The organism is Croceicoccus sp. Ery5, from assembly GCF_020985325.1.
Lineage (GTDB): Bacteria > Pseudomonadota > Alphaproteobacteria > Sphingomonadales > Sphingomonadaceae > Croceicoccus.
This window is the reverse complement of sequence record NZ_CP087587.1, coordinates 1463187-1485575: the sequence shown is the minus strand read 5'-3', so window position 1 is coordinate 1485575 and position 22389 is coordinate 1463187. Positions and strand designations below refer to the sequence as shown.

Below are 22389 nucleotides of genomic sequence, written 5' to 3'. Positions count from 1 at the left end.
CGCCATGACCGCAGCGATCATCCTGCCATAGCCGCCTTTACCGCAGCGATGGCAACGGCGGCCTTGTCGCCATCGGGGCCGCCGCCTTGCGCCATATCGGCGCGGCCACCACCGCCCTTGCCGCCCAGGGCCGCCACGCCTTCACGCAGTAGCGCCACCGCGTCGAAACGGCCCGTCAGATCGTCGGTGACCGCCACGGCAATGGCCGCGCGCCCTTCGTTGACGGCAACGATGGCCGCAACACCCGAACCCATGCGCTTTTTCGCCTCATCCAGCAGTCCGCGCAATTCCTTGGGGTTCATGCCGTCGAGCACCTGTCCGGAGAACTTGACCCCGCCAATGTCCTCGTCCGCAGGGCCCGCCGTCGCACCGCCGCCGCTGGCACCGGCCAGCGCGAGCGCCTTTTTCGCCTCGGCCAGTTCCTTGTCCAGCTTCCGGCGTTCATCGACCAGAGCCTGCACACGCTCCAGCGCCTCGTCCGGAGAAGCCTTGATCGCGCCGGCAATCGCCTTCAACGCATCCTCACGCGCGACGAGCCATTGGCGCGCTGCCTCGCCCGTCAATGCCTCGACACGGCGCACGCCCGAAGATACCGCGCTTTCCGACACGATGCGGAACACGCCGATATCGCCCAGCGCATTGACATGGGTGCCGCCGCAAAGCTCGACCGAGTAATTGCGCGCTCCCGTCCCGACACGCCCCATGGACAGCACGCGGACTTCGTCGCCGTATTTCTCGCCAAACAGCGCCATCGCGCCTGCTTCGATCGCATCGTCGGGGCTCATAAGGCGCGTCGTAACGGTTTCGTTATGGCGGATTTCGGCATTCACCTCGGCCTCAATCGCGGCAATGTCCTCATCGGTCAGCGCCTTGGGGTGCGAGAAGTCGAAGCGCAGGCGGTCTTCCGCGACCAGCGAACCCTTTTGCGTGACATGACCGCCGAGCCGGTTGCGCAGGGCGGCGTGCAACAGATGCGTGGCCGAATGGTTGGCACGGATTGCGTCGCGACGCTCCGCATCGACGGTCAGATGCACCGTTTCGCCGACCGCGATGGCTCCGGCCACGATTTTGCCGTGATGGGCATGGAGGCGACCCAGCGGCTTGCTGGTGTCCGAAATGGTAATCTTCAGCCCGTCGGGACGCGTGATGGTGCCTGCATCGCCGCTCTGGCCGCCACTTTCGCCATAAAACGGGGTCTGGTTGGTCAGCACGATGACGTCCTGCCCCGCACCGGCGCTTTGGGTTTCCGCGCCATTGACGATCAGCGCGACGACCGTGCCCTCGCCAGCAGTAGAGGTATAGCCAGTGAATTCGGTCGCACCTTCGCGTTCCGCGATGTCGAACCAGACTTCGCCCGAAGCCGAATCGCCCGACCCCTTCCATGCGGCGCGGGCGGCAGCCTTCTGCTCTGCCATAGCGGCATCGAAACCGGCGCGGTCGACGCTGACCTTGCGGGCGCGCAAGGCGTCTTCGGTAAGGTCATAGGGGAAGCCGTAAGTGTCATAGAGCTTGAACGCGGTTTCGCCGGGCAGTTCGTCACCCTCTCCCAATCCGGCGGCAGCGTCGTCTAGCAGGCGGAGCCCTTTTTCCAGCGTCTGGCGGAAACGGGTTTCCTCACGCTCCAGCACTTCCTCGACCAGCGGCTGGGCGCGGGTCAGTTCGGGATAGGCCTGCCCCATTTCAGCCACCAGAGCGGGAACGAGCCGGTGCATCAGCGGTTCGCCCGCACCCAGAAGATGCGCGTGGCGCATCGCGCGGCGCATGATCCGGCGCAGCACATAGCCGCGCCCTTCGTTCGACGGCAGAACGCCATCTGCCAGCAGGAAACCGGTCGAACGCAAATGATCCGCGATCACGCGATGGCTGGCGCGGGCATCGCCTTCCGCCGCTACGCCGGTCAGGCTTTCCGATGCGGCGATCAGCGCCTTGAACGTGTCGATATCGTAATTGTCATGCACGCCTTGCATCACGGCCGAGATGCGTTCCAGCCCCATGCCGGTATCGATCGACGGCTTGGGCAGCGGCTGGCGGGTGCCGTCGGCCTGCTGCTCGAACTGCATGAAGACGAGGTTCCAGATCTCGATAAAGCGGTCGCCGTCTTCCTCGGGCGATCCGGGAGGGCCACCCCAGATCTTGTCGCCATGATCGTAAAAGATCTCGCTGCACGGGCCGCATGGTCCGGTATCGCCCATCGACCAGAAATTGTCGCTGGTGGCGATCCGGATGATGCGTTCTTCGGGAAGGCCCGCAATCTTGCGCCACAGGTCGAAAGCTTCGTCATCCGTATGATAGACGGTGGCGGTCAGCTTCTCGGGCGCGAGGCCCCATTCCCTCGTCAGCAGGGTCCAGGCGTTGAAGATCGCCTCTTCCTTGAAATAATCCCCGAAAGAGAAATTGCCGAGCATCTCGAAGAACGTGTGGTGCCGCGCCGTATAGCCGACATTGTCGAGATCGTTGTGCTTGCCGCCCGCGCGCACGCATTTTTGCGAAGAAGTTGCGCGCGGGATTTCGCGCTTTTCCAGACCGGTGAATACGTTCTTGAAGGGTACCATGCCCGCGTTCACGAACATCAGAGTCGGATCGTTATAAGGAACGAGCGGTGCGGAATGGACCTTCTCGTGCCCCTTACCGGCAAAGTAGTTCAGGAACGAGGAGCGGATATCATTGGTCGACGTCATGCGGGGCAGTTAGGACAGGCGCGCCGCTTCGACAAGAAGCCATCGTGCAGAATGCCCGTTCTGTCCCGTTTCGTGTTGCCCAAAGGCCAGTTAGCCAAGCCCACAAATAGAAAGGGCGAGGATCGCTCCCCGCCCCTTCCCGAATAATCAATCGCAGTGGCCGGTCATTCGTCGCCGCTGTCGTCATTGCCGGGATTGGTCATCATTTCCTCGGCCACCTGATCGGTTTTGCCGCGAATCGCCGCCTCCAGCTTTTCGCGCAGTTCGGGGTTCTCCTTCAGGAAGGTCTTCGCGTTTTCACGCCCCTGCCCGATCCGCACGCTGTCATAGCTGAACCATGCGCCCGATTTCTCGACCAGACCTGCCTTGACGCCAAGGTCGAGTATCTCGCCAACCTTGGAAATGCCTTCGCCATACATGATGTCGAACTCGACCTGCTTGAACGGCGGCGCGACCTTGTTCTTCACCACTTTCACGCGAGTCGCGTTCCCGACGATGTCGTCGCGGTCTTTGATCTGGCCGGTGCGGCGAATGTCGAGACGGACCGAGGCATAGAATTTCAGCGCATTGCCGCCCGTCGTCGTCTCAGGGTTGCCGTACATTACGCCGATCTTCATGCGGACCTGGTTGATGAAGATCACCATGCACTTGGAACGGTTGATCGAACCGGTCAGCTTGCGCAGCGCCTGGCTCATCAAGCGGGCCTGCAGGCCGACATGGCTGTCGCCCATCTCGCCCTCGATCTCCGCACGGGGCACCAGCGCGGCGACCGAATCGACCACCAGCACGTCGATGGCGTTCGACCGCACCAGCGTATCGGTGATTTCCAGCGCCTGCTCACCCGTGTCGGGCTGCGAAACGATCAGCTCGTCAATGTCCACGCCCAGCTTTTTGGCATAGACGGGGTCGAGCGCATGCTCGGCATCCACGAAGGCCGCGGTGCCGCCCGCCTTTTGCGCTTCGGCGATGGCATGCAGCGCCAGCGTGGTCTTGCCCGAGCTTTCAGGACCGTAAATCTCGATAATGCGGCCCTTGGGCAGGCCGCCGATGCCCAGCGCAATGTCCAGACCCAGCGATCCGGTCGAGATCGCCTCTACATTCATCGCTTCGCGACTGCCCAGCTTCATGGCCGAGCCCTTGCCGAATGCCCGGTCGATCTGGGCGAGTGCGGCGTCCAGCGCCTTTTGACGATCCACGTCGGATTCCCCGTTCACGAGTTTCAGATTTGCTGCCATTTCACGGCCCCCTGCTGCCTAGTTAGTTGCCCCCAAAGGTCAACTGCATGGACAGCTATGTATCGCATATGTTCCACTAGAACAAGGGGGGAACAAAGAAATTTCCTACAGGCCCTATCCGCCGTTTTCCGCCGGTTTCGCGCCAGCCGCCCGTTCTCCCAAGATAGCCCCAGTTTTCTTTCCTATCTGCGCGACGGAAAAAGGCTTGGGCAGGAAATGCATGCCGGCGAAATCGATCTGGCGGCGCAATTGCTCTTCGGCGTAGCCGGACATGAAAAGAACCGGCAGGTCGGGCTTCAGCTTGCGAATCTCGCGCGCCATGGCGGGGCCGTCCATCGTGGGCATCACAACGTCCGAAATCACCAGATCGAACTCGCCGCCGTTCTGCACGATCTGCAGGCCTTCCTCGCCATCATTGGCGGTGGTGACCGTATAGCCCTGTCGCACCAGCGCCCGTTCGGCCACGGCGCGGACGGTATCCTCGTCCTCTACCAACAGGATGCGGCCCGTGCCGCCGAACACGGCGCGCGGCTCAGCCTCGGGCTGTTTGCGGGCAGGCTCCGTCCCCGCCGCGGGAACATGTACGGGAAGATAGACGGTAAAGCGCGCGCCCTCGCCCGGCTCGCTTTCGGCGAAGATATAGCCGCCCGATTGCTTGACGATGCCATAGACGGTGGAAAGGCCCAGCCCCGTCCCTTTGCCCATTTCCTTGGTCGTATAGAATGGTTCGAAAATCTTGCCCAGGGCATCGGCGGGTATGCCCGTGCCCGTGTCCTCAACCACCAGAGCGGTATAATTGCCCGAAGGCAGAACGTCGTTCTTCATGCCGCGAATATCGCGCGGCCCGATCTTGCGGGTCGAGATCGTCAGGACACCGCCTTCGAAATCGCCCTTCGACATCATCGCGTCACGCGCGTTGACGGCCAGATTGACGATCACCTGCTCCAGTTGCTGCGGATCGGCCCGCACCGCGCCCAGCGCACGGTCATGATCGACCCGCAGCTCGATCTTCTCACCGATCAGCCGCTTGAGGAGATTCGAAACCTCGCTCACTACGTCGGGGAGTTGCAGCGTTTGCGGGCGCAATGTCTGCTGGCGGGAAAAGGCCAGCAATTGCCGCGTCAGCGATGCGGCGCGGTTGGAATTCGCCTTGATCTGCTGGATGTCGTCGTAATCGCTGTCGCCGGGCGCATGGCGCAGCAGCATCAGATCGCAATAGCCGATGATCGCGGTCAGCACATTGTTGAAATCATGCGCCACGCCGCCCGCCAGCTGGCCCACCGCCTGCATCTTGGTCGCCTGCGCGACCTGCCGCTTCAGCCGCGTTTCCTCGGTCGTGTCCTTCAGGCTGAGCAGCACCGCCGCATCGCCCAGCCCGCGCACGCCCGCAAGGCTGAGCGTCACCGGCTCGTCCGGGCTTGCATCCAGACGCACCGGCATGGCGCCCGACGTGGATGCGCCCGATGCATGGCGGCGGATCGAATCGGCAAAGGCGCCCTTGTCCTCGCGCACGACCAGATCGCTGGGGAACGGCGGAATTTCGCCCTGTTCCTCCAGCCCCGCGGCGCGGCGGAACGCCTTGTTCGCGAACAGGAAGCGTCCGTCGCGGTCGGTCATGGCAAGGCCCAATGGCAGCAGGGCCAGCAATGCCTCGATCTCGGGCAAGGCCGCCGAATCGCTGGCGCGGATACCGCCGTCGAGGATCAGGAACAGCGAGGGCGCGGTATCGTCAGGCGGCAGATCGGGATCGGCGATCGGAATATGCAGCAGACGCAAATCCTCTCCGCTCGTCCCCTCGCGCGCATAGAAGATGCGGTCATATTCGTCGGCAGTCAGGAATTCGACGAATTCGCGCCCCGCCAGCTCGCTTTCGCTGTCGCCGGTTGCGCGGCGCAGGAAATCGGTATTCGCCCCCAGTATCTCGCCATCGGCATTGACGGCGGCGGCCTGAATCCCTGCGCGCGACAGGGCATTGCCCAACTTGTCTGCCAGCAGACGCACGACCCGCGCGCCAAGGTCGACCATTTCGACCGGCGAGAGTTCCCAGACCAGATAGTCCTGCCCGCGCCCCGCCCGCCGGATGACCGCGTGCCAGCGCCCGCTGGTGCCGACCAGCGATTCGACGCGGATCGTGCCCGTGCGCCACGCTTCGCGCGCGCCTTCGCGCAGGCGGTCGGTCGAATCCTCGTCCAGTTCCAGATCGGGCGGCGCGCTGTCGAAACCGAACCATTCGCCATAGCGCGTGTTGGCGCACACCACGCGGCCCGCCCCGTCGGTGATGACGGTGGCCAGATTATCCCGCTCTATCGCAGAAACGGTGACCGACCAGTCGGGCGGCGCAAGGCTTTGCTGTTCGGGCACCGCATTGCGCGCGGCCAGAGTCCGCAGCGCCAGCGCAAAGATGACCGCGCCGCCCGCATAGGCCGCGGTCAGCAGCCAGATGCCCGACAGCAGCTGGATGATGACGGCGCTGATCGCCAGGGCCGCCGCGACCGGCAGCCAGTCAGGCCATGTCGAAAGCCCGCGCGGGCCGGTTACGCTATTGCTGCTCAGCTTTCAGATCCCATCGCCGCGACTTCGCGACGGCGGCGCATGGTGCGAAACCTCTTGCGCCCGATCCACCAGCGCCAACCCCATGACGACACGAGATAACCCACCCCCGCCGACACGACCGCAAGCACCAGAAAACCGAATACCGTCACCCCCGCAAGCTGGAACAATTCGCGCAGCCAGTCCAGTCTGCCGCCTTCTATTTCCTGCATCGCGGATTGTGCGGTGGTGGCATCGATCTTCAGGATGAAACTGCCCAGCCGGTTCGCCGCCACGGCCCAGAACGGGAAGGTGAACGGGTTGGTGACGAAGGTGACCAGCGTCGCCACCGGCACATTGGCGCGGGTCGGCAGGGCAAGGAATGCGGCAAGAAAAATCTGGCCCAGCGGCACCACGAAACCGGCGAACAGGCCCAGTGCCACCCCGCGCGGCACCGAACGGCGCGTAAAACGCCACAATTCGGGCGACAGAAAGCGATGCGCGATCGGCGCCAGCCAGCGGTTGCCGGCCAGCCCCTCACGCGTGGGCATGTGCGTGCGTGTCCAGCGGATCATGCGATTCAGCACTGACGGGACCTTTAGAACCTTTATCAACCAGCCGCTCCGCACCCGTGTGGCCAGAGCGATTCCCGGTACCGGCCGCCATAGCCGATGCCGATACACAAGATATGAACGGGACCGCCGATTTTCGACGTAAGCCCGAAATTTCCGGTCCAACCGACGGGCAGTCAGACCAAAGCGTCTGCCGCTAGCCGTTTTCCCGCATCAGGCGCGCCTTGTCGCGCTGCCAGTCGCGGTCCTTGATCGTCGCGCGCTTGTCGTGGGTCTGCTTGCCCTTGGCCAGCGCCAGTTCGACCTTTGCCCGCCCCTTGCCGTTGAAATAGACCGACATGGGGATCAGCGTCATGCCCTTGCGCTCTACCGCACCGACCAGCTTTTCGATTTCGCGGTGATGGAGCAGCAGCTTGCGCGGGCGCTTCGGCTCGTGGTTGAAACGGTTGCCGTGGCTGAATTCGGGTATATTGGCATTGACCAGCCATGCCTCGCCATCGCGGACCTCGGCATAGGCTTCCTGGATCGAGCCTTCGCCGAAACGCAGCGATTTCACCTCGGTCCCCGTCAGCGCGATCCCCGCTTCGAAAGTATCTTCGATAAAATAGTCGAACCGCGCGCGACGATTGTCGGCGACGGTCTTCACCTTGTCGAAAGCAGAGGGTTTGGGGCGGGCCATGGCGCCCATCTAGGGATCGGCGCGCGGAAGGGAAAGGGTCTGCTGCCAGAATATGCCCCGTCGCAAGCGCACACCCGCGCACAGTTTCGGCTCGGGCAACAGATCGGTCCGGTGTGGACCGTTTTCGATTAACGGCTTGCAAGGAAACTGCGCTTAGTGCGAACACAAGGACCGGAAACGGGGGTTGCAGATGTTCGGAATGATAGGGCGTTGGGGCGCGGCATGGCTTGCCGCGGCGATATTGGTAACGGTTAGCGGCGGGATTGGCACAATGCCGGCCGCGCTGGCGCAGGAAACGCCTGCCCTGCCCTCTCCGCCTCCGCTCGACGCCTATGGCAATCTGCCGGAGTTCGAGGACGCGGCCCTGTCGCCATCGGGCGATCTGATCGCTGCGCTGCTGACCAGCCAGGGGCGCCGCTATGTCGTCGCGATGCAGCCGGATATGAGCGTGGTTGGCGTCCTGCCGGTCGACGATGCCAAGGTCCGATCGGTCGGCTGGGCGGGAGAGGACCGGATGGTCGTCACGCTGACCAGTACCGAGGATCTGGGCTTCGGCTTTACCACCGATCAGGCCGAATTCACCCGCGCGGTCGTGGTCCCGCTGGGCAAGGACGCCGGCGAACCGCAAGTGGTATTCGCCAACCAGCGCAATCTGGGCAATTTCACGCGCGGCAGTTTCGGCACGCGCCTCGTCAACGGGCGGTGGAAGATGTTCTATGGCGCGCTGACCTTCAAGCGCGGCTTTGGCGGGTCGATGATGGACTACCAGTTCGATCACAACCGGCCCAGCCTCTATGCGGTCGATGCGCAAACGCTTGAGAACGAGCGGATCGATCCCTCTCCGCCCGAAGGTTCCTATCGCGACTGGCTGATCGGCGCATCGGGCGACGTCGTCGCGCGGCTCGACATGGCAAGCAGTTCGGGAAGCTGGAAGCTGACCAATGCGGACGGCAAGGCGCTGGCGACGGGGAAGGAACCCTATGGCAATGTCTGGCTGGTGACGATCGGCTATGACGGCGACACCGCGATCTATTCGGTGGAGGATAATGGCGTCGACCGCTGGATGGAAGTGCCGCTCGACGGTTCCGCCGGTGCGCGGGAAATCATGGCGGACGAGGAGATCGACCGGCTCTATTACGATTACAGTTCGGGCCAGCTGATCGGCTATCTGCGCAGCGGGGTGGAGCCGCAGCCGGTGTTCCGCGACCCGCGCCGCCAGCAGATCGCCGAAAAGATCCGCCGCGCCTTTGCGGGCAAGCGTCCGCGCATGGTGGACTGGACCGCGGATATGGGGCGCGTGCTGGTGCGCATCGACGGCGGACAGGACAGCGGCAGCTGGTTCCTTGTCGATATCGCGACCATGAGCGCCTCTGCCATCGGCTATGAACGCTCGCAAATCCCGCCCGCATTCGTCGGCAAGGCAAGCGAGTTCGATTACACCGCCCGCGACGGGCTGGAGATGGACGGCATTTTGACCCTGCCTCCGGGTCGCGAGGCAAAGAACCTGCCTCTGGTGGTCATGCCGCACGGCGGGCCGCACAGATATGATACGACCGGTTTCGACTGGTGGTCGCAGGCCTTCGCATCGCGCGGCTATGCCGTCTTCCAGCCCAATTTCCGCGGGTCGACCAATCGCAACCTTGCCTTTCAGCGGGCCAGCGACGGCGAATGGGGCGGCAAGATGCAGACCGATATTACCGATGGCGTCGACGCGCTGGCGAAACAGGGCATCGTCGATCCGTCACGCGCCTGCATCGTCGGGGCAAGCTATGGCGGCTATGCCGCGCTGGCGGGGGTTACGATCGAGCAGGGCCGCTATCGCTGTGCCGTGGCCGTCGCGCCGGTGACAGACCTGTTCCTGATGGTCGACAACGACATGCGGCGGACCAATCGCAATCGCATGTTGAAACGCTCTCTGGCGCAGGAGCTGGGTCCGCGGTCCAATTTCGACGCACGTTCGCCGCGCAGGCAGGCGGCAAAGGCCGATGCGCCGATCCTGCTGATCCATGGCCGCGACGATACGGTGGTGGACATCTTGCAAAGCGAGAAGATGGCCGACGCATTGAAGGACGCGGGCAAGCCCCACGAATTCATCGTCCTCGACGGCGAGGATCACTGGCTGTCGCGCGCCGAAACGCGCAAGGCGATGCTGGACGCTTCGGTCGGGTTCGTTACAGAGCATAACCCGCCGGACTGATCCGGCGGGACTGATCCGGCGGGTATGCAATCAGGCCGTTTCCAGCAATCCGGCATGCACCAGCGCCGCGTCCACAGCCTGCCGCGCGGGTTCGCTGCACGCGGTCAGCGGCAGGCGGACCGAACAGTTCATCCAGTCATGCACCCGCGACAGCGCATATTTGACCGGCGCGGGTGAGGAATCCTCGAACATGGCGTAATGCAGCGGATAGAGCCGGTCGTTGATCTTGCGGGCCAGCGCGAAATCATTGCTGGCGCAGGCTTTCTGGAATTCGGCGCACAGTCCCGGCGCGACATTGGCCGTTACCGAAATACAGCCCGCAGCCCCCGCCGCATTGGCAGGCAGCGACAATTCGTCGTCGCCCGACAGCTGGCAGAAATCGCGGCCGATGCCCATGCGGTGATCGACCACGCGTGACAGATCGCCGCTTGCATCCTTGATGCCGATGATTTTTTCGGGGAACAGGTTCACCAGTTCGCATACGGTTTCCGGTTCGATATCGGTGACCGTCCGGCCCGGCACGTTATACAACACGATCGGCAGGTCCGAATGGGTCGCCAGATGCGAAAAATGGGCGATCAGGCCGGCCTGGCTGGGCCGGTTGTAATAAGGCGCGACGACCAGTGCCGCATCCGCGCCGTATCGAGCCGCATGCTCCATGTGCATAAGTGCGGTGGCGGTATCGTTCGACCCGCAACCGGCTATAACCGGAACACGGCCCGCCGCCTGTTCCACGCAAATCTGGACCACGCGGTGGTGCTCGTCGACAGAGAGAGTAGAGGCCTCGCCCGTGGTGCCGCAGGGGACCAGCGCGGACGAACCGCTCTCGATCTGCCAGTCGATCAGTCGGCGGAAAGCGGCTTCGTCAACCGCGCCGTCGTTAAAGGGGGTGACCAGTGCCGGAATCGAACCCGAGAACATTGTTGGAATCGCTCCTGAATACAGTATCTTGTTGGCGGGGCTTGCCGCGATCCTGCAGGATCACCTGCGCGAACCCGCCGTTCATTCGCTGATAAGGAGGGACCCCCTACTATGTCCAGCATGGACACAAAACGTCTTTCTCGCCTTTTTGCCGGACTTCGTACCGGCGTTGCGCCTTTGGCCGTACTGGCGCTGACCGCTTCGCCCGCATGGGCAGACGATGCGGCGTCGGGCACCGCATCGGCAACGCAGGATCATTTCAGCGACGTTCAATGGCAGCCGGGCGACTGGGAACGGGCGCGTCAGCGCCAGATGGCGGTGCGTCCCGGCCCGATGGCCTATGCCGTGTCGCGCTGGCAACAATTGCAGAACCAGCCGAACCCCAGCTTTGCCGAGGTTTCGGGCTTTATCGCGCAATACCCCGGCCTTCCCAATCAGGAATCGCTTCAGGAAAAGGCCGAGGGGCGGCTGGCCAGCGAATATGTTGATGCCGCGCGGCTGGTGTCCTTTTTTGACAGCCATCCCCCGCTGACCGCGCAGGGACAGGCGCAATATGCCTTGGCACTGCGGTCGCTGGGCCGTCCGCAGGCGATCGACGCGGCCCGCCGCGCATGGCGCGCGGGCGCGATGTCGCCCACGGCAGAGGCTTCGCTGTCGGCCATGTTCGGCGGCGCGTTCACCACGGCCGACCATCTGGCCCGCGTGGACGAACTGCTGTGGCAGAACGAGGGTGAGGCCGCGGCGCGGCAGATGCGCTATATCACCGGCCCCGAACGCGGGTTGATGATGGCACGGCTTGCCACGGCGCAAGGCAGCGATCCGTCGGCACTGGGGCTGCAGGTTCCGGCCAGCGCGGCGGGCGATCCGGGCTGGATCTATAACCGCGCACGGCAGTTGCGCAATTCGGGCCAGCAGGCGGCGGCACGCAGCTTTATCGTCAATTCGCCTGCGCTGAACGGTATTCCGACCGATCCGCTGCAATTCGTGCGCGAAATGCGTTATCAGGCGGGCTTCGCGGTCGAAAGCGGCGACATCGGCACGGCCGTCCGCATCGCGCAGCGCGCGGATTCGGCCTTTCCGGCGGGCACCGATGTGTCGAAACTGTCGGGCCCGATCCGCGACGAATATGAAAAGCTGTTCTACACGGTCGGCGAGGCTGCGATGCGGCGCGGCGACAATGGCAGCGCGGCGCGCATGTTCGCCATCTACGGCGCATCGCAAATGACTGCCCCTGCCCGAACCAAGGGATTCTATTTCGCCGGACTTGCCGCGCAAAAGGCAGGCATGGGCGATTTCAGCCGCGCAGAATTCGAAAAGGCCGCGGCCTATCCCGACCAGTTCTATGGCCAGATGGCGCTGGAAAAGCTGGGCCGTCCGCTGGCGGTACCGGCAGGCCGCCTTGCCACCCCCAGTGCCGAGGCGCGCGCCGAATTCAACCGCCGCCCGCTGGTGCAGGCTTCGCGCGAAGTCGGCCGTGCAGGCGACTGGCGCACCGGCGTCGCCTTTTTCAAGGAACTGGGCCGACAGGCGGAGACGGCAGAAGAATATGCGCTGATCGCCGAGCTGGCGCGCGAAACCGGCCGCCGCGACCTTGCCGTGATCGCAGGGCGTGAGGCTTCGACCAAGCAGGTTTATGCATTCTCTCCCTATGCGTTTCCGCGTGTCGACGTGCCGACGGGTGCGGGTGACTGGACGATGGTGCACGCGATCTCCCGTCAGGAAAGCCAGTTCGCCACCGATGCCGTCAGCCATGCGGGCGCGCGCGGGCTGATGCAGCTGATGCCCGGCACCGCGCAGGAACAGGCCGGCAAGATGTATCTGAGCTATAATTCCGGCTCTCTCATCAGCGATCCGCAATATAACATCCGCCTCGGTTCGGGCTATTTCGCGCGGATGATGGATGTGTTCGGCGGTTCCTATCCGCTGGCCATCGCGGCCTATAATGCGGGCCCCGGCAATGTCGGCAAATGGCTGCGCGCCAATGGCGATCCGCGTCGCGGCGAAATCGGCTGGGTCGAATGGATCGAGGCGATTCCGTTCAGCGAAACGCGCCGCTATGTAGCCCGCGTGCTGGAAAACGCGGCCTATTACGACGCGCTCTATCCCGATGCGGGCAATAACAGCGGCGCCTATCCGCTCAGCTATTACATGCGCAAGCAGCCGGGAAGCTGATCTTTATCCCATCGAAAACAGCCCCGGGCCGGGTGACAGGATCATCCGGCCCGCGCTAGGGCAATTCCGATGAAACCGACCGGCAATCCCATCACCCCGCAAGGGTTCGCGGCCATGCGCGCGCGATATGATACGCTGCTGGGCAAGGACCGGCCCGAAATTGTCGAGATCATCAGCTGGGCAGCCGGAAACGGCGACCGCAGCGAGAACGGCGATTATATCTATGGCCGCAAGAAATTGCGCGAGATCGATCGCGAACTGGCCCGTCTCGCCCGCCGGATGAAGGCGGCGCGTGTCGTCAATCCGGCAGAACAGCCCGACAAGGGGCGCGTCTATTTCGGTGCGACCGTGACCATCGCGGACGAGGATGACGAGCATCGCGTTGTGACCATCGTCGGCGATGACGAAGCCGACGCGGGCGCGCACCGGATCGGCTGGGGCAGCCCGCTGGCCCGTGCCTTACGCGGCGCGGCAACGGGCGATTTGCGCACCGTGCGCCTTCCTGCGGGGGACAAGGAGTGGGAAGTCATTGGGATCGCCTATGATTAGGCGCCTTGCCCTGCTGGCGCTGCTGGGCTTTGCCATGCCCGCCATGGCGGCTCCGCAGGCGATTTCGGTCCACGCAGGCTGGGGCGCGTTTCAGGATGGCAAGCGCTGCTATGCCATTGCCGAGGCAGAACCGTCGACCGCCGCGCGCGAACTGGACCCTTTCGCCTCGGTCTCGCTTTCGCCCGATGCCCCTGCGCTGCAATTGCGCCTGTCGCGGGTGATCCGCACCGGCAGCGCGGTTACGCTGCAGATCGGCAACCGGCGTTTTCGACTGTCGGGCGAAGGCGCGACGGCCACCAGCCGCGACACCGAACGCGGCGGCAGCAAGGCGATTATCGCCGCTTTGCGCGAGGCGGACAGCATGACCGTTTTCGCCCGCGACCAGAGATCCCGCTATTTCCGTGACATCTATGATCTGACCGGCGCGCCCACCGCGATGGATGCCGCCATCGTCGCTTGCGCGCGTTGAGCCAAAGGGTTTCGAGAACGCAAAAGGGCGGGACCGGTTGACCGGCCCCGCCCCTTTCGCGTCGGAAACTTACGCTTAGAAGCGCATGCCGACCGAACCGACGATTTGGTGACGGTCGGTATCGATGTCGAAACGGTCGCTTTCGATATCGTTGCCGTAATCGAACTCGGCCTCGCCATAGTTCGAGTAGCGGTATTCGAATTTCGCGAACGTGTTCTCGCTCATCGCATATTCGACGCCGGCACCCAGGCGATAACCGTCGGTGTCGATATTGTCCTTCAGCTCGGTCTCACCGTCGCGGGCCAGCACGTTGTAACGCGCATTGGTGTAGCCGCCCTTCACATAGGCAAGCACATCGGGCGCCACCTTCGCACCGACGCGCGCGCCGATATAGAGATCCCGGCCCGTATCGACGCGGCCAAGGCCAAAGCCTTCGAAATCGCCGCCGTCGCTATATTCGGTCTTGGCGGTCGAGTCGGTGTATTCACCTTCGAGACCCAGCACGACGCCGCCCATATCGACGTCATAGCCAAGGCCGACACCATACAGCAGGCCGTCGATGCTTTCGTCGTCCATGTCGTTCAGATCATTGTCGGAATCCGAACCGGCACGCGAAATATCATAGCCGATGATCGCCTCGACGCGCGGGCCCGAGAAATCGTAATCGCCCGACTGCGCAGCGGCTGGCATGGCGACGATGGCGGCAGCGGTACCGGCGGCGGCCATGGAAATCAGCTTTTTCATAAGTACTCCAATCATTTCCCTCATTGCCCCTTTCGCGGGGCATGGACCGGGGAAATGCCCGGACACAATCTTGCGTTTCATGAACATAAGACAACAATGCGACTTGCCGCATATTCTACACCTCAGGTCGCCAAAATGTGCCGGATTTGCGACAAACACCCTGCGATACAATAAGATGCGGAACTTTTCCGGATTTTGCGCTTCGCGCGCGTTCTTTCTATATGGGGCAAGATGATCTAGGGGCGTGGGCCATGAACGCGATAACGCAAGACCAGCCCGGCATCGCCCTGCCGGAGACAGAGATCGAGCGGGTGGCCGGCGTTTACGCCGCGACCGGCCATGCCCGTGCCGAGGGTGTTCTGGAAGAAGGGCACGCCGCGATGCTGGTCCATTACATGATGACCGGAGCCGAATGGTGGCGGGCGTTCAATCAGGGAGAGCGGACGTGGGATCTGGGGCCCGATTCGATCGCAGAGCTTGAGAATACGCCAAAGGGTGCCCAGCTTAACGCCGCGATCTATGAAGGTGCGCGTGAACAGTTCCAGCGCTATTACGATGTCTCCCGCGTTTCCGAAGACCCGGCGGAGCGCGCCGCGCGCGGCAATGTGCTGGACCGGCTTCTCGACCTGTTCAATTCGGATGCCGGTCTGGCCCTGTTCCGCAGGTTGACGGGCGACGATCGCATCGCCCTGGTCGACGGACAGGCCACACGCTATCAGCCCGGTCATTTCCTGACGCGCCATCATGACGAGATCGAGGGGCGCAGCCGCATTGCCGCCTATGTGCTGAACCTGTCGCCGCGCTGGCGCCCCGAATGGGGCGGGTTGCTGCAATTCCACGACGACGATGGCGATATCACCACCGGCTATGTGCCGCGGTTCAACACGCTGCATCTGTTCCGCGTGCCGCAATGCCATTCGGTAAGCTTCGTCACCCCCTTCGCGGGCGGGCCGCGCCTGTCCTTTACCGGCTGGCTGCGCAGCGCCTGAACCGCCTGCCTTCCGGCGGGACTGGCGCAACGGGGCGCTTCCCCTTATATGGCGGCGCATCATGACAGCAGTGCCAGCCAATATGCCCATTCCGGGCCACATCGATCCCGTGCCCGTCCCGCGCCCGATTACCGAGCGGGAGGATGGCCGCATCGATTTGCTTGGCCTGCCCAAGAAACAGATCGCGGGCCTGTTCGAGGAAGCGGGTCTGGACAGGAAACAGGCGAAGCTGCGCGCCAAGCAGGTCTATCACTGGATCTATCACCGCGGCATTTCGGACTTCGATGCGATGACCGACATCGCCAAGACCATGCGCCCGTGGCTGGCCGAACGTTTCGTCATCGCCCGCCCCGAAGTGGTCGAGGCCCAGCATTCGAGCGACGGCACGCGCAAATGGCTGCTGCGCACTGCCGACAACCATGATTACGAGATGGTGTTCATTCCCGACGCGGATCGCGGCACGCTCTGCGTGTCGAGCCAGGTCGGCTGCACGCTGAATTGCCGGTTCTGTCACACCGGCACGATGCGCCTTGTCCGCAATCTGACACCCGGGGAAATCGTCGGACAGGTCATGCTGGCCCGCGATGCGCTGGGCGAATGGCCCAAGGGCCGGATGGACATGGCGGACGAGGAGACGGAGGCCGAATATACCGCGGACGGCCGCCTGCTTACCAATATCGTGATGATGGGGATGGGCGAACCGCTGTATAATTTCGACAATGTCCGCGACGCGCTGGGCATTGTGATGGACGGCGAAGGGCTGGCCCTGTCCAAGCGGCGCATCACATTGTCGACCAGCGGCGTGGTGCCGATGATGGACCGCTGCGGCGCGGAGATCGGCGTGAATCTTGCCGTCTCGCTCCATGCCGTAACCAAGGATGTGCGCGACGAGATCGTGCCCATCAACAAGAAATACGGGATCGAGGAACTGCTGCAGGCCTGCGCCGACTATCCCGGCGCGTCGAATGCGCGGCGCATCACATTCGAATATGTGATGTTGAAGGACAAGAACGACAGCGACGACGACGCGCGCGAGCTCGTCCGCCTGATCAAGAAATACAGGCTGCCGGCGAAGGTGAACCTGATCCCGTTCAACCCTTGGCCCGGCGCGCCCTATGAATGCTCGACGCCCGAACGCATCCGCAGCTTTTCGAATATCGTGTTCGAAGCCGGTATCAGCGCCCCCGTTCGCACCCCGCGCGGGCGCGACATCGATGCGGCTTGCGGCCAGCTGAAAACGGCCGCGGAAAAGAAAAGCCGTGCCGAGCTTGACCGGATCGCGGCAGAGAAACAGGCCGCGCAGGACTAATCGTTTTCTTCGCGCAGGTCATAGGTGCTGCGCGCATCGGCCACGGCCTGCTTGTTCCGGAACGCCCATTCGCCCAGCCGACTGACCGGCCCGCGCAGCGATTCGCCCAGCGCGGTCAGCGTATAATCCACCCGCGGCGGGACGCTGGGCGTTACCTTGCGGCTGACAAGGCCATCGCGCTCCAGCCCGCGCAGCGTGCGGGTCAGCATGCGCTGCGATATGCCGTCGATCTCGCGCCGCAGCTGATTGAACCGCATTGATCCGCCGCCCAGTTGCATAACGACTTGCATCGACCATTTATCACCCACGCGCGACAACACCTCGGTAAAGGCGGGGCAGGCTGCTGCCGAATGCGCAAAATCTGCTCCGTCGGTCACATCGGTGTGCCCTGCGGACGATAGTGTGCCTTCTTGCGCGATGCTGTGGGTCGTCTCCATATGTCATTGGTTATCGTTTGATACCGGAGTTGTCACATGAAAATTCTTCGAGTCGATTCAAGCACCAATGGTGCCCGTTCCGTCACCCGCGAGGTCACCGATCTGATTATCGCGAAGCTGCAAGCCGACCACCCCGATGCCGAGGTCGTGGTCCGCGATCTGGGTACCGAGCCGCTTGCCCACCTGAACCCGATCACCACCGGCGCGATCCGTTTGGGCGAAGACCAGTGGACCGACGATATGAAGGCCGCCGCCCCTGCCGAGCAGGCGATCCTCGACGAATTCCTGTCGGCCGATATCGTGGTCGTCGGCGCGCCGATGTATAATTTCACCATCCCCTCCTCGCTCAAGGCGTGGATCGACCGGCTGGGCGTTCCCCGCGTCACCTTCCGCTATTCCGAAGCCGGTCCCGAAGGCCTTGCGGGTGGCCGGAAAATCATCGTCGCATCGGGCCGCGGCGGCGCCTATGGCGACGACAGTCCCGTCGATTTTCAGGAAGGCCTGCTGAAGACCTTTTTCGGCTTTATCGGCATCACAGACCTGACCATCATTCGTGCCGAAGGCGTCGGAATGCCCGGCGGCCACGAGACGGCGATTGCCGCCGCGAAAGAACAGATCGCAGCGCTGTAAGCCGGCTCCCTCCCCTTTCCTGCATCGCAGCCGGTGTTCGATCCGGTCCGGTATTCAACGGGTTAACCTCATTTCATCGCCCGCCGGACACCATTCACCGGAGACAACACTGGCTGAAAGGATCGTTCATCAAAGGTTTGGCTTTCCTGAAGCAATCTGCATGCAAAGCCGCCCTCGTGGCGGCATCTTTTGAGGAAAGGGACGTAACAATGAAAATGGCACTGATCGGAACCGTGCTTGCCGCCGCCGTGGCCATTCCGGCAGCCCCCGCCGCTGCCGACCCTCCGCCATGGGCCCCTGCCTATGGCAAGCGCGCCAAGGACCGCCACCACTACGAACCGCGCCGCATGCGTTCGGGCGACCGGTATTGGCGCGGCGACGACGGCCGGTATCGCTGCAAGCGCGACGATGGCACCACGGGCCTGATCATCGGCGCGGCCGGCGGCGCATTGCTGGGCCGCGAAATCGATGGCGGACGCGACCGCACCACCGGCACCGTGCTGGGCGCGGCTGCGGGTGCGCTGATCGGGCGCGAGATCGATCGCGGCAACGCACGCTGCCGCTAAGACAGCTTGCCATTGTCGAACCGACAGGAACGGGGCCGGAAAGCATCTGCCTTTCCGGCCCTTTTCTTTGCGATCCAACCATGGCTAGTTGACGGATATGACCAAGCCAGCCGTATTGATCACCGGTGCCGCCAAACGACTGGGCGCGACCATGGCACAGCGTTTTGCCGATGCGGGCTGGCACGTCGTGATCCATTATCGCGGCTCCGCCGATGCGGCTCAGGCGCTTTGCGATGCCCTGCCCTCTGCCCAAGCGGTTCAGGCCGATCTGTCCGATGCGCAGGCGACCGCCGCCATGGCCGACGATCTGGCGGCCCGCTTGCCCGACTGGCGCGCCGTGGTGAACAGCGCCTCGCTATTCGAATATGACGATGCACGCGCCATCGATTCCGCCATTTTCGCGCGCGCCATGCATACCAATGCGGCAGGTCCTGTCGTGCTGGCGCAGCGCTTTCTGGCCCGCGCGAATGCCGCGCATGGCAAGCGCGTGATCAATGTGCTCGACCAGAAATTGTGGAACGCCAATCCCGATTTCTTCTCCTATTCCATGTCAAAGGCCGCGCTGGGTATGGCGACGCGCATGCTGGCGATGGAACATCGGGGCAGTGCCGACCGCATCTATGGCCTCGCGCCCGGTGCGATGCTGCCCAGCCATGACCAGCAGGCTGACGAGCATCAGACCAGCGGGCGCATGAACCTGTTGCAAAGGCTGACCCGCCCCGAAGAGCTGGCCGATGCGGCGGTGTTTCTGGCGCAGGGCCATCTGGCGAGCGGAGAGACGATATGCGTCGATTCCGGACAGCATCTGCTGGATCAGCCCCGCGACGTGTTGTTCATGGCGCGCGCGGCGGCGGGCGCCTGAAGTGGCCTGTCAAAAACGGGCAATCAACCCTTGAACCCATGCGATCAGGCCATAATCTGCAAGCCAGCATGCCCCGCGCTATCCGTTCAGCGTGCCATATCCGGAGAAACCGCCCATGATCGGCGCCAAGCGTCTTCTTGAAACCATGCTGGCCAAAGCGGTGAAGCGCGGGCGACTGCGCATTGCCTATGCCGACGGATCGACCAGTTCCTTCGGCACCCCCGACGGGGTCATGCCCGAAGTTTCGATCCGCTTTACCGACAGGAACGTCCCCCGCGATATCGTCATGGACATGCGCCTTGGTGCGGCAGAGGCATTCATGGATGGCCGGCTGATCGTCGAGGATGGCGGCGGCATCATGGAAATGGTCGAGCTGTTGCAGGGCAATAACCATTGGGACGCGGGACAGCGCATTTCACCGCCCCGTTTCCGCCGCCGCATGGCCGACCGGCTGAAATTCCTTGCCACCCAGTTCAACAAGGCAACAAGTTCCAAGGCCAATGTCGCCCATCATTACGACATCGGGAACGACCTCTACCGCCTGATGCTGGATGCGCCCCATATGCAATACAGCTGTGCCTATTGGCCGCGCGAGGGGATGACGCTGGAGGAAGCCCAGACCGAAAAGCTGGCGCATATCGCTGCCAAGCTGGACCTGAAACCGGGGCATTTGGTGCTGGACATCGGCTGCGGCTGGGGCGGCATGGCGATCTTTCTGGCCCGTCATGCCGATGTAAAGGTGCTGGGCATCACGCTGAGCGAGGAGCAGCTTGCCCTCGCCCGCGAACGGGCACAGGCGGCGGGCGTCGCCGACCGCGTAACCTTCCGGCTGGTCGATTACCGCGATCTCGCGGCCGAAGGGGCGCAATTCGACCGGATCGTATCGGTCGGCATGTTCGAACATGTCGGACAACCGCAATTCGAAACCTATTTCCGCTGCTGCGCCCGGCTGATGAAAGAGGATGGCGTCGCACTGATCCACACCATCGGCCGCATGGGCAAACCCGGCACGACCGATGCCTTTACGCGCAAATATATCTTCCCGGGCGGCTACATCCCCGCCCTGTCCGAAACCGTCGCCGCGAGCGAGAAGGTGCGCCTGATCGCTTCCGATGTAGAGACATTGCGCCTTCATTACGCGCTGACATTGCGCGAATGGTATCAGCGCTGCCTTGCGCACAAGGACCAGATCGTCGCCATGTATGACGAAAAGTTCTTCCGCATGTGGACATTCTATCTGTCGGGCGCGACCGCCGCGTTCGAAAGCGGCGGCATGTGCAATTTCCAGATCCAGTATGTCCGCAACCGCCGCGCCCTGCCGCTGCACCGCGACTATATGGCAGAGGCCGAGCGGATGATCATGGCCGGGGAAACCGCGCCCACACCCGAAAAGGCGCTTTCGACGGCCTGAAACTGCGCCGCTTCCCCTTGCCCCCTTATCCGCTCTGTTTTAGGGGCGCGCTGCGACGCGCATTCGCGCCGGAACCGCATACGCATCCTGTTCAGAAAGCCATGCAGCCATGACCGATACATCGAACATCAAAAAGGTCGTCCTTGCCTATTCGGGCGGTCTCGACACATCCGTCATCCTGAAATGGCTGCAAGTGACCTATAATTGCGAGGTGGTGACCTTTACCGCCGATCTGGGTCAGGGCGAGGAACTGGAGCCCGCGCGGGCCAAGGCCAAGCTGATGGGCCTGCCCGACGAAAATATCTATATCGACGATCTGCGCGAGGAATTCGTACGCGATTTCGTCTTTCCGATGATGCGCGCCAATGCCCGTTACGAAGGCGACTATCTGCTGGGCACCAGCATCGCCCGCCCGCTGATTTCCAAGCGGCTGATCGAAATCGCGCATGAAACCGGCGCCGACGCGATCGCCCATGGCGCAACCGGCAAGGGTAACGACCAGGTCCGTTTCGAACTGTCGGCCTATGCGCTCGACCCCGACATCCGCGTGATCGCCCCGTGGCGCGAATGGGATCTGAACAGCCGCACCGCGCTGATCCAGTGGGCCGAGGCACACCAGATTCCCGTGCCCAAGGACAAGCGCGGCGAAAGCCCGTTCTCGGTCGACGCGAACCTCCTCCACACTTCGTCGGAAGGCAAGGTGCTGGAAGACCCGTGGGAAGAAACGCCCGATTACGTCTATTCGCGCACGGTCAATCCCGAGGATGCGCCCGATACGCCCGAATATGTCGAGATCGGCTTTGAAACGGGCGACGGCATATCGCTGAACGGCACGGCGATGAGCCCGGCCACGCTGCTGGCTGCGCTCAACGATCTGGGCCGCAAGCACGGCATCGGCCGGCTCGACCTGGTGGAAAACCGCTTTGTCGGCATGAAGTCGCGCGGCATGTATGAAACACCCGGCGGCACGATCTATGCCGCTGCCCATCGCGGGATCGAACAGATCACGCTGGATCGCGGCGCAGCCCATCTGAAGGATGAGCTGATGCCGAAATATGCCGAGCTGATCTATAACGGCTTCTGGTTCGCGCCCGAGCGCGAGATGCTGCAGGCCGCGATCGACCTGTCGCAACAGAAGGTGACCGGCACGGTCCGTCTGAAGCTTTATAAGGGCGGCGTGCATCTGGTGGGCCGCAAGAGCCCGATGAGCCTCTATTCCGAAAAGCATGTCACGTTCGAGGATGATGCCGGCGCCTATGACCAGAAGGATGCGGCAGGCTTCATCCATCTGAACGCATTGCGTCTGAAGCTGCTGGCCAAGCAGGGCGGCTGAGACCGGAGAATTTTATCCACCGGCTGCGTGGCGGCAAAAATGGCGGATTTCCGCCACGCCGCGCGTCAGGAACCGGACGAAACCGCGCACTCATAGTGGCTTTTCCA

Annotated in this window: 19 protein-coding genes; 11 read left to right on the top strand and 8 right to left on the bottom strand. The window is 63.2% G+C overall.

Annotation, left to right across the window (positions count from 1 at the left end):
* Positions 1-17: 17 nt before the first annotated feature.
* The 5 genes from alaS to smpB form a co-directional block, all read right to left on the bottom strand.
* Positions 18-2678 carry an alanine--tRNA ligase gene (gene alaS / locus LOZ74_RS06815; protein WP_230293414.1) on the bottom strand — a complete coding sequence of 887 codons (2661 nt, stop codon included), beginning with the start codon at positions 2676-2678 and terminating at the stop codon, positions 18-20.
* 164 nt (positions 2679-2842) lie between these two features.
* Positions 2843-3913 carry a recombinase RecA gene (gene recA, locus LOZ74_RS06810; RefSeq protein WP_230281358.1) on the bottom strand — a complete coding sequence of 357 codons (1071 nt, stop codon included), beginning with the start codon at positions 3911-3913 and terminating at the stop codon, positions 2843-2845.
* A gap of 114 nt (positions 3914-4027) precedes the next feature.
* Complete coding sequence (locus LOZ74_RS06805; RefSeq protein WP_230293833.1) at positions 4028-6466, bottom strand: response regulator; 2439 nt, start codon at positions 6464-6466, stop codon at positions 4028-4030.
* A complete protein-coding gene (locus LOZ74_RS06800; protein ID WP_230293413.1) occupies positions 6463-7017 on the bottom strand; it encodes a DUF2062 domain-containing protein in 555 nt (184 codons plus the stop codon). Before LOZ74_RS06800 ends, LOZ74_RS06805 begins: the two co-directional genes overlap by 4 nt.
* A 193-nt stretch (positions 7018-7210) precedes the next feature.
* Complete coding sequence (smpB, locus tag LOZ74_RS06795) at positions 7211-7693, bottom strand: SsrA-binding protein SmpB (RefSeq protein ID WP_230293412.1); 483 nt, start codon at positions 7691-7693, stop codon at positions 7211-7213.
* Between the two features lie 190 nt (positions 7694-7883).
* Here smpB and LOZ74_RS06790 point away from each other — a divergent pair, with 190 nt between their 5' ends.
* A complete protein-coding gene (locus LOZ74_RS06790; RefSeq protein WP_230293411.1) occupies positions 7884-9890 on the top strand; it encodes a S9 family peptidase in 2007 nt (668 codons plus the stop codon).
* Between the two features lie 30 nt (positions 9891-9920).
* Here the strand turns inward: LOZ74_RS06790 and dapA are convergent, their stop codons facing one another.
* Positions 9921-10811, bottom strand: coding sequence for a 4-hydroxy-tetrahydrodipicolinate synthase (gene dapA / locus LOZ74_RS06785; protein ID WP_230293410.1), 891 nt, complete (start codon positions 10809-10811; stop codon positions 9921-9923).
* A 111-nt stretch (positions 10812-10922) separates the two neighbouring features.
* On the opposite strand from dapA, the gene LOZ74_RS06780 reads away from it, so the two are divergent.
* From LOZ74_RS06780 to LOZ74_RS06770, 3 genes are all read left to right on the top strand, one after another.
* The gene (locus LOZ74_RS06780) at positions 10923-12983 is read left to right on the top strand and encodes a lytic transglycosylase domain-containing protein (RefSeq protein WP_230293409.1); all 2061 of its coding nucleotides are present in this window, start codon (positions 10923-10925) and stop codon (positions 12981-12983) included.
* Positions 12984-13052: 69 nt separating this feature from the next.
* Positions 13053-13532: a GreA/GreB family elongation factor gene (locus tag LOZ74_RS06775; RefSeq protein WP_230293408.1), complete on the top strand. Its 480-nt coding sequence runs from the start codon at positions 13053-13055 to the stop codon at positions 13530-13532.
* Positions 13525-14001, top strand: a complete 477-nt coding sequence (locus LOZ74_RS06770) for a hypothetical protein (RefSeq protein ID WP_230293407.1) — start codon at positions 13525-13527, stop codon at positions 13999-14001. Before LOZ74_RS06775 ends, LOZ74_RS06770 begins: the two co-directional genes overlap by 8 nt.
* Before the next feature lie 75 nt (positions 14002-14076).
* On the opposite strand, the gene LOZ74_RS06765 is transcribed toward LOZ74_RS06770, so the two are convergent.
* The gene (locus LOZ74_RS06765) at positions 14077-14760 is read right to left on the bottom strand and encodes an outer membrane protein (RefSeq protein WP_370638882.1); all 684 of its coding nucleotides are present in this window, start codon (positions 14758-14760) and stop codon (positions 14077-14079) included.
* A 236-nt stretch (positions 14761-14996) separates the two neighbouring features.
* Between LOZ74_RS06765 and LOZ74_RS06760 the strand changes: the two genes are divergently transcribed.
* Both LOZ74_RS06760 and rlmN read left to right on the top strand, forming a co-directional pair.
* Positions 14997-15734 (top strand): 2OG-Fe(II) oxygenase family protein, encoded by a 738-nt coding sequence (locus tag LOZ74_RS06760; protein ID WP_230293406.1) that lies wholly within the window; start codon positions 14997-14999, stop codon positions 15732-15734.
* A gap of 61 nt (positions 15735-15795) precedes the next feature.
* Positions 15796-17043 (top strand): 23S rRNA (adenine(2503)-C(2))-methyltransferase RlmN, encoded by a 1248-nt coding sequence (gene rlmN / locus LOZ74_RS06755; RefSeq protein ID WP_230293405.1) that lies wholly within the window; start codon positions 15796-15798, stop codon positions 17041-17043.
* Here the strand turns inward: rlmN and LOZ74_RS06750 are convergent.
* On the bottom strand, positions 17040-17480 hold the full coding sequence (locus LOZ74_RS06750; RefSeq protein WP_230293404.1) for a helix-turn-helix domain-containing protein: 441 nt from the start codon (positions 17478-17480) through the stop codon (positions 17040-17042). The two genes, rlmN and LOZ74_RS06750, sit on opposite strands and share 4 nt — an antisense overlap.
* A 36-nt stretch (positions 17481-17516) precedes the next feature.
* Here LOZ74_RS06750 and LOZ74_RS06745 point away from each other — a divergent pair, with 36 nt between their 5' ends.
* The 5 genes from LOZ74_RS06745 to LOZ74_RS06725 all read left to right on the top strand — a co-directional run bounded on the left by LOZ74_RS06745 (position 17517) and on the right by LOZ74_RS06725 (position 22282).
* Positions 17517-18110 (top strand): FMN-dependent NADH-azoreductase, encoded by a 594-nt coding sequence (locus LOZ74_RS06745; RefSeq protein ID WP_230293403.1) that lies wholly within the window; start codon positions 17517-17519, stop codon positions 18108-18110.
* Positions 18111-18319: 209 nt separating this feature from the next.
* Positions 18320-18676, top strand: a complete 357-nt coding sequence (locus LOZ74_RS06740; protein WP_230281369.1) for a glycine zipper 2TM domain-containing protein — start codon at positions 18320-18322, stop codon at positions 18674-18676.
* 97 nt (positions 18677-18773) lie between these two features.
* A complete protein-coding gene (locus tag LOZ74_RS06735; RefSeq protein ID WP_230293402.1) occupies positions 18774-19538 on the top strand; it encodes an SDR family oxidoreductase in 765 nt (254 codons plus the stop codon).
* A 115-nt stretch (positions 19539-19653) separates the two neighbouring features.
* The gene (locus tag LOZ74_RS06730; protein ID WP_230293401.1) at positions 19654-20949 is read left to right on the top strand and encodes a cyclopropane-fatty-acyl-phospholipid synthase family protein; all 1296 of its coding nucleotides are present in this window, start codon (positions 19654-19656) and stop codon (positions 20947-20949) included.
* Between the two features lie 109 nt (positions 20950-21058).
* On the top strand, positions 21059-22282 hold the full coding sequence (locus tag LOZ74_RS06725; protein WP_230293400.1) for an argininosuccinate synthase: 1224 nt from the start codon (positions 21059-21061) through the stop codon (positions 22280-22282).
* Positions 22283-22389: the final 107 nt, after the last annotated feature.

Excerpts from the sequence above, each read along its gene's own strand:
- alaS (WP_230293414.1), bottom strand. The coding sequence starts at position 2,678 with ATGACGTCGACCAATGATATCCGCTCCTCGTTCCTGAACTACTTTGCC.
- recA (WP_230281358.1), bottom strand. The coding sequence starts at position 3,913 with ATGGCAGCAAATCTGAAACTCGTGAACGGGGAATCCGACGTGGATCGT.
- LOZ74_RS06800 (WP_230293413.1), bottom strand. The coding sequence starts at position 7,017 with ATGATCCGCTGGACACGCACGCACATGCCCACGCGTGAGGGGCTGGCC.
- smpB (WP_230293412.1), bottom strand. The coding sequence starts at position 7,693 with ATGGCCCGCCCCAAACCCTCTGCTTTCGACAAGGTGAAGACCGTCGCC.
- LOZ74_RS06790 (WP_230293411.1), top strand. The coding sequence starts at position 7,884 with ATGTTCGGAATGATAGGGCGTTGGGGCGCGGCATGGCTTGCCGCGGCG.
- dapA (WP_230293410.1), bottom strand. The coding sequence starts at position 10,811 with ATGTTCTCGGGTTCGATTCCGGCACTGGTCACCCCCTTTAACGACGGC.
- LOZ74_RS06780 (WP_230293409.1), top strand. The coding sequence starts at position 10,923 with ATGTCCAGCATGGACACAAAACGTCTTTCTCGCCTTTTTGCCGGACTT.
- LOZ74_RS06775 (WP_230293408.1), top strand. The coding sequence starts at position 13,053 with ATGAAACCGACCGGCAATCCCATCACCCCGCAAGGGTTCGCGGCCATG.
- LOZ74_RS06770 (WP_230293407.1), top strand. The coding sequence starts at position 13,525 with ATGATTAGGCGCCTTGCCCTGCTGGCGCTGCTGGGCTTTGCCATGCCC.
- LOZ74_RS06765 (WP_370638882.1), bottom strand. The coding sequence starts at position 14,760 with ATGATTGGAGTACTTATGAAAAAGCTGATTTCCATGGCCGCCGCCGGT.
- LOZ74_RS06760 (WP_230293406.1), top strand. The coding sequence starts at position 14,997 with ATGAACGCGATAACGCAAGACCAGCCCGGCATCGCCCTGCCGGAGACA.
- rlmN (WP_230293405.1), top strand. The coding sequence starts at position 15,796 with ATGACAGCAGTGCCAGCCAATATGCCCATTCCGGGCCACATCGATCCC.
- LOZ74_RS06750 (WP_230293404.1), bottom strand. The coding sequence starts at position 17,480 with ATGGAGACGACCCACAGCATCGCGCAAGAAGGCACACTATCGTCCGCA.
- LOZ74_RS06745 (WP_230293403.1), top strand. The coding sequence starts at position 17,517 with ATGAAAATTCTTCGAGTCGATTCAAGCACCAATGGTGCCCGTTCCGTC.
- LOZ74_RS06740 (WP_230281369.1), top strand. The coding sequence starts at position 18,320 with ATGAAAATGGCACTGATCGGAACCGTGCTTGCCGCCGCCGTGGCCATT.
- LOZ74_RS06735 (WP_230293402.1), top strand. The coding sequence starts at position 18,774 with ATGACCAAGCCAGCCGTATTGATCACCGGTGCCGCCAAACGACTGGGC.
- LOZ74_RS06730 (WP_230293401.1), top strand. The coding sequence starts at position 19,654 with ATGATCGGCGCCAAGCGTCTTCTTGAAACCATGCTGGCCAAAGCGGTG.
- LOZ74_RS06725 (WP_230293400.1), top strand. The coding sequence starts at position 21,059 with ATGACCGATACATCGAACATCAAAAAGGTCGTCCTTGCCTATTCGGGC.